This window comes from Cryobacterium aureum, assembly GCF_002954245.1.
Classification (GTDB): Bacteria; Actinomycetota; Actinomycetes; order Actinomycetales; family Microbacteriaceae; genus Cryobacterium; species Cryobacterium aureum.
In genome coordinates, this window is record NZ_PPTG01000028.1 from 1 (window position 1) to 14704 (window position 14704).

Annotated in this window: 17 protein-coding genes; 4 read left to right on the plus strand and 13 right to left on the minus strand. The window is 64.9% G+C overall.

All coding sequences use genetic code 11. The features are described 5' to 3' along the window. The first annotated feature begins 211 nt into the window (after window positions 1-211). Together CJ028_RS10575 and CJ028_RS10580 are read left to right on the plus strand one after the other, a co-directional pair. Window positions 212-433, plus strand: coding sequence for a DDE-type integrase/transposase/recombinase (locus CJ028_RS10575; RefSeq protein WP_276309382.1), 222 nt, complete (start codon window positions 212-214; stop codon window positions 431-433). Window positions 434-461: 28 nt separating this feature from the next. After that, window positions 462-755, plus strand: a complete 294-nt coding sequence (locus tag CJ028_RS10580) for a hypothetical protein (RefSeq protein ID WP_105035223.1) — start codon at window positions 462-464, stop codon at window positions 753-755. A 145-nt stretch (window positions 756-900) separates the two neighbouring features. Here the strand turns inward: CJ028_RS10580 and CJ028_RS10585 are convergent, their stop codons facing one another. Genes CJ028_RS10585 through CJ028_RS10605 form a run of 5 tightly spaced genes read right to left on the minus strand, consistent with a single transcriptional unit; the run spans window position 901 to window position 5663 of the window. After that, window positions 901-1899 (minus strand): ABC transporter substrate-binding protein, encoded by a 999-nt coding sequence (locus CJ028_RS10585; RefSeq protein ID WP_105035224.1) that lies wholly within the window; start codon window positions 1897-1899, stop codon window positions 901-903. Beyond that, on the minus strand, window positions 1896-2759 hold the full coding sequence (locus CJ028_RS10590; protein ID WP_105035225.1) for an ABC transporter permease: 864 nt from the start codon (window positions 2757-2759) through the stop codon (window positions 1896-1898). Before CJ028_RS10590 ends, CJ028_RS10585 begins: the two co-directional genes overlap by 4 nt. Beyond that, complete coding sequence (locus tag CJ028_RS10595) at window positions 2756-3544, minus strand: ABC transporter ATP-binding protein (protein WP_105035226.1); 789 nt, start codon at window positions 3542-3544, stop codon at window positions 2756-2758. Before CJ028_RS10595 ends, CJ028_RS10590 begins: the two co-directional genes overlap by 4 nt. Window positions 3545-3576: 32 nt before the next feature. Next, window positions 3577-4413 carry an NAD-dependent epimerase/dehydratase family protein gene (locus CJ028_RS10600; RefSeq protein WP_105035227.1) on the minus strand — a complete coding sequence of 279 codons (837 nt, stop codon included), beginning with the start codon at window positions 4411-4413 and terminating at the stop codon, window positions 3577-3579. Next, window positions 4410-5663 carry an FAD-dependent oxidoreductase gene (locus tag CJ028_RS10605; RefSeq protein ID WP_105035228.1) on the minus strand — a complete coding sequence of 418 codons (1254 nt, stop codon included), beginning with the start codon at window positions 5661-5663 and terminating at the stop codon, window positions 4410-4412. The genes CJ028_RS10600 and CJ028_RS10605 overlap by 4 nt, the downstream gene beginning before the upstream one ends. Window positions 5664-5785: 122 nt before the next feature. On the opposite strand from CJ028_RS10605, the gene CJ028_RS10610 reads away from it, so the two are divergent. Further along, the gene (locus CJ028_RS10610) at window positions 5786-6682 is read left to right on the plus strand and encodes a LysR family transcriptional regulator (protein WP_105035229.1); all 897 of its coding nucleotides are present in this window, start codon (window positions 5786-5788) and stop codon (window positions 6680-6682) included. 4 nt (window positions 6683-6686) lie between these two features. Here the strand turns inward: CJ028_RS10610 and CJ028_RS10615 are convergent, their stop codons facing one another. From CJ028_RS10615 to CJ028_RS10640, 7 genes are all read right to left on the minus strand, one after another. Then, complete coding sequence (locus tag CJ028_RS10615) at window positions 6687-6905, minus strand: hypothetical protein (protein WP_105035230.1); 219 nt, start codon at window positions 6903-6905, stop codon at window positions 6687-6689. A 74-nt stretch (window positions 6906-6979) separates the two neighbouring features. After that, window positions 6980-8056 carry an ABC transporter ATP-binding protein gene (locus CJ028_RS10620; RefSeq protein ID WP_105035231.1) on the minus strand — a complete coding sequence of 359 codons (1077 nt, stop codon included), beginning with the start codon at window positions 8054-8056 and terminating at the stop codon, window positions 6980-6982. A gap of 20 nt (window positions 8057-8076) precedes the next feature. Continuing rightward, window positions 8077-9768 carry an ABC transporter permease gene (locus CJ028_RS10625; protein WP_205684003.1) on the minus strand — a complete coding sequence of 564 codons (1692 nt, stop codon included), beginning with the start codon at window positions 9766-9768 and terminating at the stop codon, window positions 8077-8079. After that, window positions 9752-10768, minus strand: a complete 1017-nt coding sequence (locus CJ028_RS10630) for an ABC transporter substrate-binding protein (RefSeq protein ID WP_105035232.1) — start codon at window positions 10766-10768, stop codon at window positions 9752-9754. The genes CJ028_RS10625 and CJ028_RS10630 overlap by 17 nt, the downstream gene beginning before the upstream one ends. A gap of 10 nt (window positions 10769-10778) precedes the next feature. Further along, the gene (locus CJ028_RS10635; RefSeq protein WP_105035233.1) at window positions 10779-11585 is read right to left on the minus strand and encodes a metallophosphoesterase family protein; all 807 of its coding nucleotides are present in this window, start codon (window positions 11583-11585) and stop codon (window positions 10779-10781) included. Beyond that, window positions 11582-11731: a hypothetical protein gene (locus tag CJ028_RS20960; RefSeq protein WP_161498959.1), complete on the minus strand. Its 150-nt coding sequence runs from the start codon at window positions 11729-11731 to the stop codon at window positions 11582-11584. Before CJ028_RS20960 ends, CJ028_RS10635 begins: the two co-directional genes overlap by 4 nt. Window positions 11732-11873: 142 nt before the next feature. Further along, window positions 11874-12716, minus strand: coding sequence for a MurR/RpiR family transcriptional regulator (locus CJ028_RS10640; RefSeq protein WP_105035234.1), 843 nt, complete (start codon window positions 12714-12716; stop codon window positions 11874-11876). A 149-nt stretch (window positions 12717-12865) separates the two neighbouring features. Here CJ028_RS10640 and CJ028_RS10645 point away from each other — a divergent pair, with 149 nt between their 5' ends. Then, entirely contained in the window at window positions 12866-13636 is a 771-nt protein-coding gene (locus CJ028_RS10645) for a hypothetical protein (protein WP_105035235.1), read from the plus strand. Here CJ028_RS10645 and CJ028_RS10650 read toward each other — a convergent pair. Continuing rightward, window positions 13629-14648 (minus strand): heparan-alpha-glucosaminide N-acetyltransferase domain-containing protein, encoded by a 1020-nt coding sequence (locus tag CJ028_RS10650; RefSeq protein WP_105035236.1) that lies wholly within the window; start codon window positions 14646-14648, stop codon window positions 13629-13631. The genes CJ028_RS10645 and CJ028_RS10650 overlap by 8 nt on opposite strands. Between the last annotated feature and the right edge of the window lie 56 nt (window positions 14649-14704).

Genomic DNA, 14704 nt, shown 5'->3' on the forward strand with positions numbered 1-14704 from the left:
CCCACCGACGCCATTCTTGCGTTCCTGGCCGCGCTGTGATTATGCCGACTTTTTTGCCCCAGCCACCGCCCGCAGACTGGCATCGGAGACCAACATCGGCATAATCACAATGTCGGCATAACACGACTTATGCCGACGTCGGCATAAGTGCTGGGACATTACCGACCTCCGCACACCGTGGCGTTGAAAGGCGTTCAAGGCCTACTCGATCATCGATATCTGGTCACGCAAAATCGTCGGCTTCCGGGTTGAGGAGCGGGAGAGCGACCATCTCGCGGTGGACATGTTTGAGACCGCGTTCCGCGAGCACGGCATCCCGAAGTTCGTCCACGCCGACTCCGGCCCGTCGATGCGCTCCGATGCGGTGGCCGACCTCCTCAGCGGACTGAACGTCACCAAGACCCCACAGCCGGCCCTACGTATCAAACGATAATCCGTACTCAGAATCTGAGTTCCGCACGATGAAATACCGACCGAATTACCCGGGTATGTTCGAGAACCTTGAGGCCGCACGTGAACATTTGGACGAGTACGTGCCTTGGTATAACACCAGCCACAAACACTCCGGAATTGCGTTGTTCTCGCCGCAGCAGGTCCACGACGGCTCTTGGCGACAGGTCCATCGCAAGCGCGACCTCACTTTGCAGAAGTACCACAGCAAGCATCCGGACCGATTCCGCGAGAGACCAACAACACCGGCACCGGCCGGCGTCGTCGGGATCAATCACACCTCACACGCAATCAAAACAAACTAACCCAAGTGACTCCACACAGCTTGACATCGCGCGCCGCTACGGTAACGGGCGTAGCGGCTGCCCATATCGGGCGCGCTCATGCGGCCCAGGCCCCATCAGACAGCCCGGGGCGCCCGATCGGGCTGGGCGACCCCGGGGAAGGCGTCTAGGAGTTCTGTGCGAACGTGGCGTCCACGTAGTCGGACTCGGGAATCGCGTCGGTGTAGACGATCGCCCCGAGTTCCATCCACATGCGTTCCATCGCGGCGAGCTGCTCCGGCAGCGGCGCGAGATCCGGCAGCCAGCGGTACAGCGGTACCGCCGCCACCTGCTCGGCGGTCTGGCCGGTTGCGGCACCGATAATGCCGAGGTTCTCGTCGGTGTACCGGTCATCGCCCTGCAGGTCCTGCGCGCCACGGGTCAGTGCGGTGAAGAACTTCTGCGCGAGATCCGATCCGGCGAAGTCGCCGCCGTAGATGACCCCGGTACCGGATGTCCCGGTGGGCGTGGTCCACAGGCTCACCGCGGTTCCGTCTTCAACGGGCATGTTCCAGAACGGTGCCGACGCGAATGCAGCGTCGATGCTGCCGTTGGCCAGTGCGGTGGGCATGTCGGGGTTACCAAGGGTGACCAGTTCCACATCGGTGATCGAGAGTCCGGCTTCTTCGAGCGCCATCCCCACGTAGAATGCGCCGGTTCCGCCGGCGCCGCCGGCGACCGCGACCTTGCGTCCTTCGAGGTCGGCGACGTCCGTGATGGTGCCGTCATCGACGAGCTTCTTGGCGGCGATGAGTGCCGAGGGCGGTTCCTCTTCGTCTCCGGCCGAGACGCCCATGGAGCCGACAACCTTCACGTCGAGGCCGGTTTCGACCGCGCTGAACAGGCCGGCCGAGAAGCCGGAGACGACGACGTCGAGCTTGCCGCTCGCGGCGAGCGGAACGGCATCCTGCCCCGACTTGATCGCCTCGAGCTTCAGCTCGATGCCCTCGTCTTCAAAATAGCCCTTGGCATCAGCAACATAGAGTGGCGAGAAGATGGCGAGCTGAACGTGACCCACGTTCACCGTTTGCAGTTCGCCCGACGCGGCGGGGGCATCCGCTGCTGCGCAGCCCGACAAAGCCAGCCCGACCAGCGACACCGCTGCGACGATTTTCAGTTTCTTCACTTTTTCGATTCCTTTTTCTTGGGGCTGTTCGAGTGACGCCATGGCAGGAGCACCCGTTCCAGCACGATAATGAGCCCGGTGACGAGCGCGCCGATGACCGAGACGACGATCAGACCAACGAACATCGTGGCCGGCTGAAACAGCTGCCACGAGTTCCAGATGAGGTAGCCGAGGCCATTGTTGGAGGCCACGAATTCCACCGCGGTGACGACGATCACCGACATGCCGGCGGCGACGCGCAGCCCGGTCATGATGGCCGGTGCGGCGGCGGGCAGCAGCACGTTCACAAACAAGCGGATGCCGGTGGCCTTGTAGGCGCGCGCCGATTCCAGAATGCGAGCATCGATCTGCATGATGCCGGCCAGGGTGTTGATCTGCACGACGAAGAACACCGAGATGGCCACGGCGAGAATCTTCGGCGTTTCGGTGAGGCCGAAGATGAGCAGCAGCAGCGGCAGGATGGCGATCTTCGGCAGCGCGTACAGCGCGGTGAAGGTGGGGCTGAGGGCCGCGCGAATCGGCCGCACGACACCCATGATGAGCCCGGCGAACACACCGAGAATGGAGCCGGCGATGAAGCCGAAGGCGAGGCGACCGACCGTGGCCCAGATGTGCACGAAGAGGGAACCGTCCGCCACCATCTCCGCGCCACGTTCGCCGATCGCACTGGGCGGACTGAACAGGCGTGCGTCGAGCACTCCCGTGGCGGCGGCGAGTTCCCACAGGCCGAGCAGCACGATCGGCGTGAGAATGGCCAGGCCGAGGTCGCGGGCGCGCAGCCGCTGTTCCCGTTTGAATTCCTGATCGATCGCCTGGTCGAGCTCGGTGACGCGGCGGGCAACGCCCTCAGCGACGGTCATTTGAAGCTCATCGAGGCTTGAACTTCATCGCGCAGCGATTCCCAAATGTCCTGTTTCATTCGTGCAAACTCCGGGCTCGCTTCCATGGCGACGCTGCGCGGGCGACCGAACGGTACGTCGATGATCTCTTTTACTCGACCCGGCCGGGCCGACATCACGACGATCTGGTCGCCGAGCAGCAGTGCTTCTTCAATCGAATGGGTGACGAGCACCACGGTTTTACGTTCAACCTCCCACAGCCGCACGAGCTGTTCCTGCATCAGGATGCGGGTTTGGGCGTCGAGAGCACCGAGCGGCTCGTCCATCAGCAGTGACGGGGATCCGGTCGCGAATGCCCGAGCGATGGCGATGCGCTGGCGCATCCCGCCGGAGAGCTGGTGCGGGTAGGCGTCTTCAAAGCCGGTCAGGCCGACCTCGGCGATCCAGTTGCGGGCTTCGCTCTCGCGTTCCCTTTTCGACACCGACGCCATCTTCTGGCCGAACGCCACATTCTCGAGCACGTTGAACCAGGGAAAGACTCCGTGTTCCTGAAAAACGAAGGCCGAGCGCGGCACCCGGGTCTGCTCGAAGTTGATCTGCACATCACCCGAGGTAGCCGTCTCGAGATCACCCAGAATGCGCAACAGGGTGGACTTGCCGCATCCGCTTGGCCCGACAATGCAGGTGAACGAGCCCTTTTTCAGGTGGAGGTTGATATCACTCAGGGCGTGCACCTGCCCGGCACCACCGAAGACTTTGGAGAGGTGGCGTACGACAAAGGCATCTGTGCCCGCGGTGTCGGTCATTGCTGTTCCTGTCTGTGTGACGAATCCCGAGGTTAGGAGCGTGGAGAATGGCCGCCGAAGCGTGGTGGTTGCGGCGAGCTGAAAATGCCGCCGATGTAGGCGCGATCCCAGTCGGAAGCCAGGAGCGACGGGTCTGTGTCACTGGCAGCGAACATCCGTTCGGCGAAACGTTCTGAATCATCCTCGGGCCTAAAGCCTATTGCAGCGCCGCCCTCGGCGCTGAGATACCCCCGGGTGTTCGCCGAAACACCCCAAATGGTGCGAAAACCCGGGCTGGAAACCTGCAGACAGGCGTCGAACAGGCGCACAGCGTCGGCCGGGGAAAGCCAAGTGCTAAGCGTGCGTTCACCGGTCGGTTCGGCGAAACGGGATGCGATCCGCAGGCAGATCACATCGAGCCCGAACCGGTCGTGATACAGGCTGCCGAGCGCTTCGACGGCAGCTTTCGAGACACCGTAGAAGGTGTTCGGGCGAACCCGCACGTCGTCGGGCACGAGCGAGCCGTCGGTGGGCACCGGCACGAAACCAACAGAGTGGATGCTGCTGGCCAGCACGACCCGCCTGATTCCGAGATGCTCGGCCACCTCCAGAACCGCTTGAGTGCCATCGATATTCGCCCGCAGGATGTCGGCCCACTCGGCCTCCAGCGGAATTCCGGCCAGGTGAATGACGGCGTCGCAGCCGCGCAGCGCCGCCAGCAGCGCGGCGCGGTCGTTGACCTGGCACTCCACAAACTCGCAGCCGAACGATTCCACGGGCGCACGCTGGTCGATGCCCACGATCGTATGGCCGCGGGCCAGCAGCCCCGGAATAATATCGGCCGCGAGCGACCCGGCCGCTCCGGTGAGTCCGATTCGTCGAAGGGTCATGAGATCAGGGCTCCTTGTTCGTCGAGCAGAGTGCGGGTGCGGGCGTAATCGTGGGCATTGCCGGCGGCATACACGGCGGCGGCGACTCCGCAGGCATGCCCGGTTGCAAACGAGGTGCCCATCACTCGCAACGAGGCGTAGGCGCGGTTGTCGCTGCTCACCAGACGGCCGCCGGCCCACAGGTTCTCCGTGGTATCGGAACAGATGGCCCCGTACGGCACGTGATACCACCCCTTGTCGGCAATGCCGCCGTACTCGGTGACGCCGACGGTGACGTGTTCCTCCATCGGCCAGCCGCCCCTGGCGATCGGGTCGAGCGCGTTCTTTCGACCGGTCGACACGTCATCGGCGCTCACCGACTGTCGGCCGCGCAGCCGGCGGGTCTCCCGGATGCCCAGTTGCGGTCCGGTCGACGCGAGAAAACTGTTTTCCCAGCCGGCCAGCGACTGCTGGAACGCGGCGAGGTACTGCCAGCTCAGGCGACGTGACTGCACCTCGGCGGCGGTGAGGTCCGTCACGTCGAGGGCGTCGCCGTGGTGGTCGGCGATGAGCAGCATGATCTCCCGGGAGAGCGGCATGCGCACGGCGATGCCGTTCGAACGCACCAGAGGCATCTCGGAACGGGGGCGGTAGGCATCCACTGCCCTGGTCATTCCGGCCATCGAGAGGTCGGCGTCTTCGCTCACCGCGCCGACCCGCATCACGAGCGTGCTGGCTTGCCGTTCGGCGGGAACCGACACGATTGCGCCCGCGCCAGCCGCGGCGATGAGGGCGCCGTCGCCGCTGCAGTCCACGAAGGCGCGGCCGGTGATAGTTTCGATGCCGCCGCGGTGCACGACGTCGACCGAGCTGATGGCGCCGTCGATCACCGTCGCCGAAATTAGCTGGCTGTGCAGCAGCAGGCGCACGCCGGCGGCGGTGATGAGATCGTCGTAGACGCTCTTGGTGGTTTCCAGATCGAGCAGCACGATGGTGTTGCCCGTCTCCGGCATCGTCTGCGTTTGATAAATATCGCGGCGGCGCAGCTGGTCGAGCACCTGCTGGCCAACGCCGGCCACGACCTGGTTCTTGTTCTGGTCGAAGAATCCGCACAGCGCGAGCACCGAACTGGTCGTCGCAGCACCGCCGAGAAAACCGTACTTTTCAACCAGACACACGGATGCCCCGGCGTGGGCTGCCCCGACGGCCGCCGCAATCCCCGCGGATCCGCCGCCGATGACGACCACATCGAATTGGGTTTCACCTGTCAATCGAATACACCAGCACCTTCACGTTCACGTCGTTGTGACGGAAGTTGCCGCCGGTCCCAGTCTGATCGAACGCTCACTATAGGTAAAATGCCTAGAAAGCTCGGGTGCGATACCCTGAGGTTATGGAGCTGCGCCACCTCACCTACTTTGCCAAGGTCGCCGAGCTCGGCTCGGTGAGCCGGGCTGCCACAGCGCTGAATATCACGCAGCCCGCCCTCAGCCGCCAGATCAAAGATCTGGAGCGCTCGCTCGGCTACATTCTGTTCGATCGCGGCCCACGCGGGGTAACCCTGACGGCCGCCGGCTCCGGACTATTTCGACACTGTGAGACCGTGTTCGCGCAGGTTGATCGCATTCCCGAGGTGTTGCGCACGGCCGCCCAGAACCGCCAGATGCTGCACGTCGGCGTGCCGCAGGGCCTGCCGTACGACTGGTTTCTGGCCCTGCTGCTGGCCGTCGATGCTGAGGTTCCCACCATTGCGTTGACCCTGCACGAGGCTACGACCGACGAGCAGTGGCAGATGTTGCAGAGCAAGCTCGTCGACGTTGCGCTGATTCACCGCGAGGCGCCAGAGGCCGGCGGGTCGATGCTGCTCATGAAACAGGCCATCGGAGTGGCCGTCGTGGCAGAGTCGCCGCTTGCGGGCGTGGGCGAAGTGGGCTTTGCCGAACTCGACGGCCTCTCGGTGATGGCACACGCGGTTGGCGAAATCGCCGCAGAGGAGATTCGACTGCGTGCCGCAGCGGCGGCGGCCGGTGTCTCGATGCAGTGGGTATTCCGCCGGTTCAGTGAACACAGCGGGCTGATCGCGGTGACCGCCAAAGTGGATGCCGTGCTGCTCACCCAGGCGTCGGCCGCCCGTCACCTGCCGGACTGGGTGTGGATTCCGGTGCGGGCTGAAAGCGACCCGAGCTTTGACCTGGCCATTCGCACCTGGGCCACCTGGAACGAACCATCCACCGCGCACGTTCGGGCACTGCTCTCGGTTATGCGCGCGGAGGCGCGCCCGTTCGGATAGGGCGTCAGGTGGGTTCTTCCTCGTTGGCGACCGTCTCGATCCAGTCGACGTCGTCGTCCGACAGGTAGACGCCGGATTGCTCGCTCTCACTATCGGTGGCGACCTCGCCGCCGGCCCTGGTGATCTCGGCCACGAGTTCCGGCGGCACGGCGTCGCCGTTGTTCTGCATCAGCCACTCCCGCGTCGACGGAGTCAGCTTGGGCCACCACAGCTCGATATCCATAGGCCGCAGTCTGCCACGACAGCCGCTGCTGCGCGAGAGCTGGCGGGCATCCGCTCCTGGGTGTCCGCGCGCGGTTAGCCCGGGGCGGGTTCCCGCACGGCTAGGGACCCACTCGGGTAGAACAGGGCACGTCCGATGGTGACGGTCATCCGTTCGCCGACGAGCGGTCGGCGACCGGTCACGCGGCAGCGCACCGGCACGCCGGCCCAATTCACGATTACATCATTGCCGCTGCGACCAAACAGTGAGGAGGTGACGACGGCCGCGCCATCGACGTCGGCGTGGAGCCGCACGTCCTCCGGAAGAACGGCGAGGGTTCCGGCCTTGCCGGCCCCCGACCGCGTGTCCAGCACGTCGTATCCGACCGCGCAGGGATGGCCGGAGGCCTGGAAACCGGCCGACTTTATCGTGCCCTCGAAGAGAGTTGCGTCGGCCATGAACCGGGCGACGAGAGCGCTTGCTGGGTGTGACACCAGTTCGGGCGGTGACGCGATCTGCTGGATGCGCCCCTGGTCGAGCACGACCACCCGATCGGCGAGGGCGAGCGCTTCATCACGGTCATGCGTGACATGCACCACGGTCAACCCGATGGATCGGGTCAGTGACTGCAGTTCCAGGCGCAAAGCATCGCGAAGGGGTTCGTCGAGAGCTGAGAGCGCTTCGTCGAGCAGCAATACCTGCGGGTCGCCGACCAGCGCTCGGGCGAGCGCCACCCTTTGGCGTTGGCCTCCGGAAAGGGTTGTCGGATTTCGGGCGGCGAAACCTTCCAACCCGACCAGCTTCATGACCGCGGCGACCCGGTCCTGGCGCTCGGCCCTGGGTACCTTCGCGAGCTTCAGCGGGTATTCGATGTTTCGGCCAACGTTCCAGTGCGGCCACACCGCGTGCTGTTGAAAAACCATGCCGAGCTGTCGCCGTTCCGGCGGAACGTTGGTCACGGCATCCGCCACGACAGAGTCGCCGATGCGGATCAGACCCGTCGTCGGAGCCAGAAAGCCGGCGATCGTGCGGAGTAGGGTTGTCTTGCCCGAACCGGACGGCCCGACGAGGGCGACGAATTCACCGTCAGCGATGCGCAGGTCGACGGAGTCGAGACCGACGGTGCCGTTGGGATAGGTCAAGCCGACCGAGTGCAGATCTACGGATGACATGGTGCGCCCTTTCTTTGGGACTAGCGACGGGATTGCCGAGCAGTGAGCCCGAGACCAGCGAGGCCGAGCACGGTGACGACGAGGGAGAGAGCGGATGCGGCGTTGTACGAACCGGCCTGCTGCAGATTGAAGATGGTCACGCCGAGGGTCTGGGCCCCTGGTGCCAGCAGCAACACGGAAATTGTCAGCTCCCGAACAGCCGTCAAAACCACCAGTGTGCCGCCGGCAATCGCGGCAGGAATGGCCATGCGCCAGGAGATATCCAGAAGAGCGCGCAGTCGGCTCGCCCCCGACGCACGCGCGGCTTCCTCCGCAGCCAGCGGCGTCGAGCGCAGCGGCGCACTCACCGACTGCACGACGAGGGCGATAAATGCCATGACGTAGGCGCACAGAATCAGCCACGGAGTATTAAACAGTCCAATTCGTGGGGCGATAATGAGCCAACTCACGGCGATGACGAGCCCCGGCAGTGCCTGCGGCAACATGGCTACCGCGCGCAGCATCCCGTTCGAGCGTGCCCGAGTTCGCGTCACGAGGGTGCCGATGGCGAGACCGAGAACCGTGCAGATCACGCCCGCAAACACCGACAGCATGACGGAGTTGCCGGCTCCCGCGAGAGCGCTGGGCGAAGTCGTCGCTCGCTTCAGGTTGTCGAGTGTCAGGTTCTGCCAGGTCAGCGGAATGCCCGGTGCCGGCAGCAGTGCTTGGCTGACCAACGCCAGCAGGGGGAGCACAGTCAGCGCCAGCAAACCGCCCCAGGTGATCGCCGTCGTGGCCACTCTCCAGCGCCCGAGTTGCAGAAGCTGTGTTGGTGAAGCGGATGCGTCCAACTCCCAGTTGCTGCGCGCGGCGAGAACATCCACAATCATCGCAACCACCGCGCCGAGCATCAGTATGGCACCGACGGTCGCGACCACCTGAAGCGGATCAGCCACGGTTCCGGACTGGATGTACCGATACACGAGGGTGGACAGAGTCACGTAGCGTTCGGGCAGCCCGATGATCGCTGGAATACCAAAATCAGCCAGATTCGAGACGGCGATCAGGGTGAAGGCCGACAGAAAGGCCGGGCGCAGCAATGGCACAGTGATGTGACGCACAGCACGACCGGCCGAGGCCCCGCCGATACGGGCGGCCTGCTCCAGATCAGAGGGCACACGCCGCAGGGCCGCCGCGATGATGATGTAGGCGACCGGATAGGAATGCACGGTGAGGAGAAAGACGACACCGTCGCCGCCGTAAATGTTCCACAGGGGGGAGCCGAACCAGTGGGTCCACAGCGCGTTGACCGGGGCTGCCGGGCCGATGATTCCGATCCAGGCGATTGCTCCCACAAACGGCGGGACGAGTAGCGGGGAAAGGGCGAACAACCGAAGTACCCGCCGGCCCGGCAGGTCGCTGCGATCGAGCAGCAGGGCGATGGCGGTGCCGATGACGACGGCGAATAGAGCTGACACGGAGGCGGAAACGACGCTGTTCAGTCCGGCCTGCGCGACATCGCCGGTCAGGAGCAAGGGAAGTCGGTTTTGGCTGAACGCCAGCACGAGGAGAGCGCCGAGGGGCAGCAGGATGACGGCGGTGACCACGCACCACAATGCCACCCGTACCGCGTCGACGCCGTCCACCCGCACGCCCCGAGACGGTCGGGCAGCGCGACGGGCCCGGTCGATTTCGACCGGGCCCTGGTGGAGCAATTTACTGGAAGAGCTCATTGAATCGGGCGACCGCTGCAGCCTGGATCTCGCTGATGACCGTGAGGTCGGGAGTGATGATCGTGATGTCGTCCATCGACGGCGCTCCATCCGGGGTGCCGACGTCGCTGCGCACCGGCAGGTACGACTGGCTGACGGCCAGCGTCTGGCCGGCTTCGCTCACTAGAAAGTCAACGAACGCTTCGGACGCGGCCTGTTCGTCGGTGCTCGCGAAGATGCCGACCGGCTGGGAGACGTACGGCACGCCCTCACTCGGGTAGACGAGGTCGATGGGGGAACCGGCGGACTTCAGCTCGCGGGCCAGGTAATCCACGACGATACCGACCGAGCTGGTTCCGGATGCGACGGCCTGGGAAACCGGCCCGTTGCTTTCCGCAATGATCGGCTGGTTGGCGGCGAGTTCCTGCAACCAGGTGTCACCGAGCTCGGCGGAATCCGACCAGACGGCGGCGTTGTATGCTGCGGCGCCGGAAACGTCGGGGTTGGGCATGGTGATCGTGCCGGCATAGCTCGCGTCGGTGAGGTCCTGCCAGGACGTGGGGGGAGCCGTCACGAGGTTGGTGTTGTACGCGATCACGGTGGGAATGATGCGGGTACCAACGTAGAAGCCGTCGGGATCGACGACGTCCTGGTCGAGGGACTCAACGTCGGCGGGCGAATAGGCGAGGAGAAGGTCATCCGTTTTATACCGTTCGAACGTTCCGGCGTCGGCGGCGAGAAGGATGTCGGCCTGCACGTCGCCGCTGACGCGTTCGGATTCGATGCGGGCGGTGAGATCGCCGGTGCCGGCGCGGAACACCTCGACGGTGATTTCGGGGTGGTCGACGTTGAACGCGCTGACGACAGCGTCGATCTTCTCCTGCGGCTCCGAGGTGTACAGGGTGATGGTCGCCTCGTTGGCGATCGCGGTCGATGCGTCAGCGGCGGCGCCGCATCCGGTGAGAGCGATCCCGATCAGGGCGAATGCGGCGACGGGAGCGAGAGATTTTCTCAAGGACATGTCTTTTCCTTTAGTCGATTGCTGTGGCGTACTGCGGGGCGGGAGAGGTGAAGAGTGGGGAGTCTGGATACAGGCTGACCGGGGCCGTGCTGACGAGCCCGTCGGTGAGCTGCACGAGCGAGAACATAGCCAGGTTGTGGCCGCTGACCGAGTCTGGTCCGGCGTTCATGACCTGGTGGTAGGCCAATGACGGTCCCACGGAGACCGGTATTCCGGCGACGGTGGCCGACATGGGGTGATGGTAATGGCCAGCGAGAACGATGCGAACGTCGGAATCGGCGATGGCTTCGGCGAAATCCGACGCGTCGCGGAGCCCGGTGCGCGAGAGCGTGGGTAGCGGCGACGCAACCGGAGGGTGGTGCAGGGCGATAATCGTTCCTGACCCGCTCGGCGTCTCCAGTTCGCCTTTCAGCCAGCGCAGCTGCTTCGCCCCGAGTGCGCCGCCGCTGGAATCGAGCAGCAGGAAGCGTGCCTCACCGATCGTGACGCTGCGGTAATGGCCACCCTCGTGACCGGCGAGAGCGCGAGCATCCGTTGGAGAATCGTGATTGCCGAGCACGGTGAGCACGGGCGCCCCGACTCGATCGCCGAGGCGCTGCAGGGCACGTTTTACCTCGGGGTAAACGCCGGAGTGTCCCCGCTCGGCGAGGTCGCCCGTCACCAGCACGACTTCGGGTGTCATTCCCGCCGACAGAACGTAGTCGCCGACTTGGCGCACCCGGGCCAGACCGTCGATCTGCCCATAGAGGAGATTGCCCTGGGTGGCATGGATGTCGCTCAGGTGCAGGATGCTGAAGACCCCTGACTCGTGGCTCACCGCCGCACCGCCCCGGAATCGGCCAGACGAGTATTCAATTGGGCGAGCTGCGCGTCGGTCAGGCCGTCGAGCGCGGCGCTGCGAAACACTCCGGCGGGGCCAGACCTGCGCACGTTAGACGCTCCGTCGAGAGTGACGTTCGCCATAGTCCGATGCCCTCCCTTCACCATTTCACGGAGCGTGAAACGGGGTTACAAGGGTCAAACTAGAGCGGTCAACTAAACGGGAGGCAAACGGCAGACGCAGGCTGGGAAGACAGAAGACAGACGTCCCGCGCCGCAGACAGGGTCAGTGTTCCTCCTCCAGCGTGTCGACGACGACGTTACGCATGGTGATGGAGTTCGTGCGGCTGCGCGCGAACAGCTCGGCGTGCAGGGTGTGCAGCACGAGCTGATGGCTCAAGCGGCTCAGGTAGGGGTCGATGACATGGGCCCGCGAGAGCGGGCTGGTTACGAGTACGATGTCGGCGATCTGGGTCAGCGGCGACCGACCGAAACTGGTGACGGCAATGATGGTCGCGCCGCCCTCCTTGGCCGCCCGGCAGGCGTGCAGGGTATGCGTGTTGGCTCCGGAGTAGCTCACCGTGAGGCAAACGTCACCGATGCTGAGCGAGGTGGCAGCGAATTGCTGGGCCAGGACATCGCTGGGAGCTTCTACTGACCGGCCCACCGTCGCAAACCGCATGGCGGCATCCTGAAGCGGAGGGGCTGAAAATCCGGATCCGACCAGCACCAGCCGATTTGCTGAGAGAAGGGCTGTGACCGCCGCCTCCACGCAGACCAGGTCGAGACTTTCGCGGCCTAGAGCGATTGCGTCCGCCGCGTCGATGAAGATTTGATCGAGGGCATGCCGGTGGGGCGACGGGGCGAGCGGAGCCGATCGCGCTACCTCCAGTCGAAGGTGCTGAAAGCCGCGAAACCCCATCGATTGGCAGGCTCGACTCACCGTAGCCGTTGAGGTGCCGGCCGCCTGCGCCAGCTCCGCAGTCGACCAGTCGACCACTGTGACCGGAGCCGCCAGAACCGCCTCGGCAACGCGGCGTTCGCTCGGCCCGAGCAGCAGCAAGGAAGCGCGAAGTCGGGTGAGGACGAGGCTCGTACCCGGTTCACAGTCAGGTACGTCGGAATTCATCGATGTCTCTTTCGTCAGCTGCGCTTGCCGAGAGTGTAGCGAGGTCGGGTTAAGGAGAAACACGCGGGTGCGTGCTGGCAGGGCGCGGGCAGCGGATGCGACGCCCCTGACCGGCGATGACGCTCGCTTCCGGTCGGTAAACTTTGGCTATGTCAGACCAGCACTTCGAGCAGGATGAAACCCTGCGCCTGCCGACCGTTCAGTTTCGCGTTGTTCTTGATCTCGGCCCCCGGCTCGCCGCGGCGATCATCCTGCCGACGGAGCTGGCGCATCCCGATCTGTTCGCCGACCGCGACGATGAAGGTGGGGCGCTCAACCTGTCGATCGACTACGATAGTGGCCAGCTGCACGTGCTGCTCGACGAAGCCGGTCCGAGTTTTCACTTTCACGGCACGATCGACCCGATGGAGAGTCCGTGGCCGGCCGATCAGACCCAGATTCTGCTGGAATGGGCGCTCATTTTGGTGCAGGAGGTCGACGCCCTCGACGAGCTGCTCGATTCGATCTATGAGGCCGCCGAGTGGTTTGAACAGGGGTTCACCCTCTATGTTCCGGAGACCGAGCCGACCCAGCTCGAACTGATCGAGGTCGGCATCATCGGCGAGCTGCTGACCCTGCCCTGGCTCGGCTCCGGGCGGGTCGACCACGAGCACATCGACGGTGACAACCATCCGATCGCCCTGCTCTGGAACGTGAACAACGACGACCCCGACGTTCCGATCGCCCGCGCCTGGCTGGACCCGCTCACCGGCGAGCCGCGCACCGCGGCGGAGTCCGGCGTGGACTGGAATGCCGTCGCTATGGGCGAAGAAGAGGTGCTGCAGTGGCTCATCGGCATCTATACGAACCACCACGTGGCCCCGACGCCCGAGGCGCAAATCATGCGCGCGGCGCTCGAACGTATGGGTGGCCTCAGCTGAGCTCGTTCTTGCGCCGCGCGCGGGTCAGCAGGGCGAGCAGACGTTCAAGGGGACCCTTACCCAGAAACTGCCGCCACAGACCCGCGCCGAGAAAGGTGAGCAGCAGCATCCCGACCAGCAACGGCCAGCCGGGATAGTCGATCTCGGTGCCGCCGGCGATCACCGCCAGGGCGATAATCTGCACCGTGTAGACGGTGAGCGCCATCGAGCCGGTTGCAGCGATCGGCCAGAAGATGCCGCGTCGGGTACGTGCCAGGGCGCCACGCTCCACGGCCGTGAGCCAGAGCAGCGCACCGATCAGCAGAACGGCGAACCCGCCGGAGCCGATCACTTCGGCGATCGATCCGGAATGGGCGTCGGCGCTGATGCCGGGAACAACGATAGCCGCGCCGTAGCCGGCGATCGTCGCCGAGGCACCGACCCCGACCAGCGCCACCTGGGTTTTCGGCCGGGCCAGGTTGGAGCGCGCGATGATGAGGCCCGCGATCAGGAACGGCATCCAGATGAGCACCGGGTAGGCGCCGTTCAGAAAGAAGTAGTCGACGAAGGAGCTGATCGGCGGCGCGCCGGCATCCACTTCACCCTGCGCGGCGCCGAGCAACGGCGTGCCGACCAGGAAGATGACGCCGATCAGGCCGAGCAGCCACCGGGGCAGAAAAAGCATCGGAATGAGCAGTAGGAACATGAGGGCGTAGAAGTGCAGGATGACGGCCACGCCGCTGTGCAGGCTTGACAGCAGCACGCCGAGCAAAAAGAGGAACAACGCGCGCACCAGGATGCCGATGACGCGCTCGGAACGCTGGCCGCGCGGGAGCGCCCGCTGCGAGCCGGTCAGGATGCCCAGCGATACCCCGGCGAGGGTAGCGAACAGAATTGACGAACGCCCGTCAACGAGCAGTTCGGCGTCGCTCCCGCGCGGGACGGCGTGGGCCACGAACATGCCGATGATCGCGAGGCCGCGGGCCACGTCGATGGCGACGACCCGTTCACTCGAGTCCGGCCTGATCTGCATGCACACAGGCTACGGGGTCACGTGTGGGGTCGTACTTTCGGTCAGTGCGCCCGCCG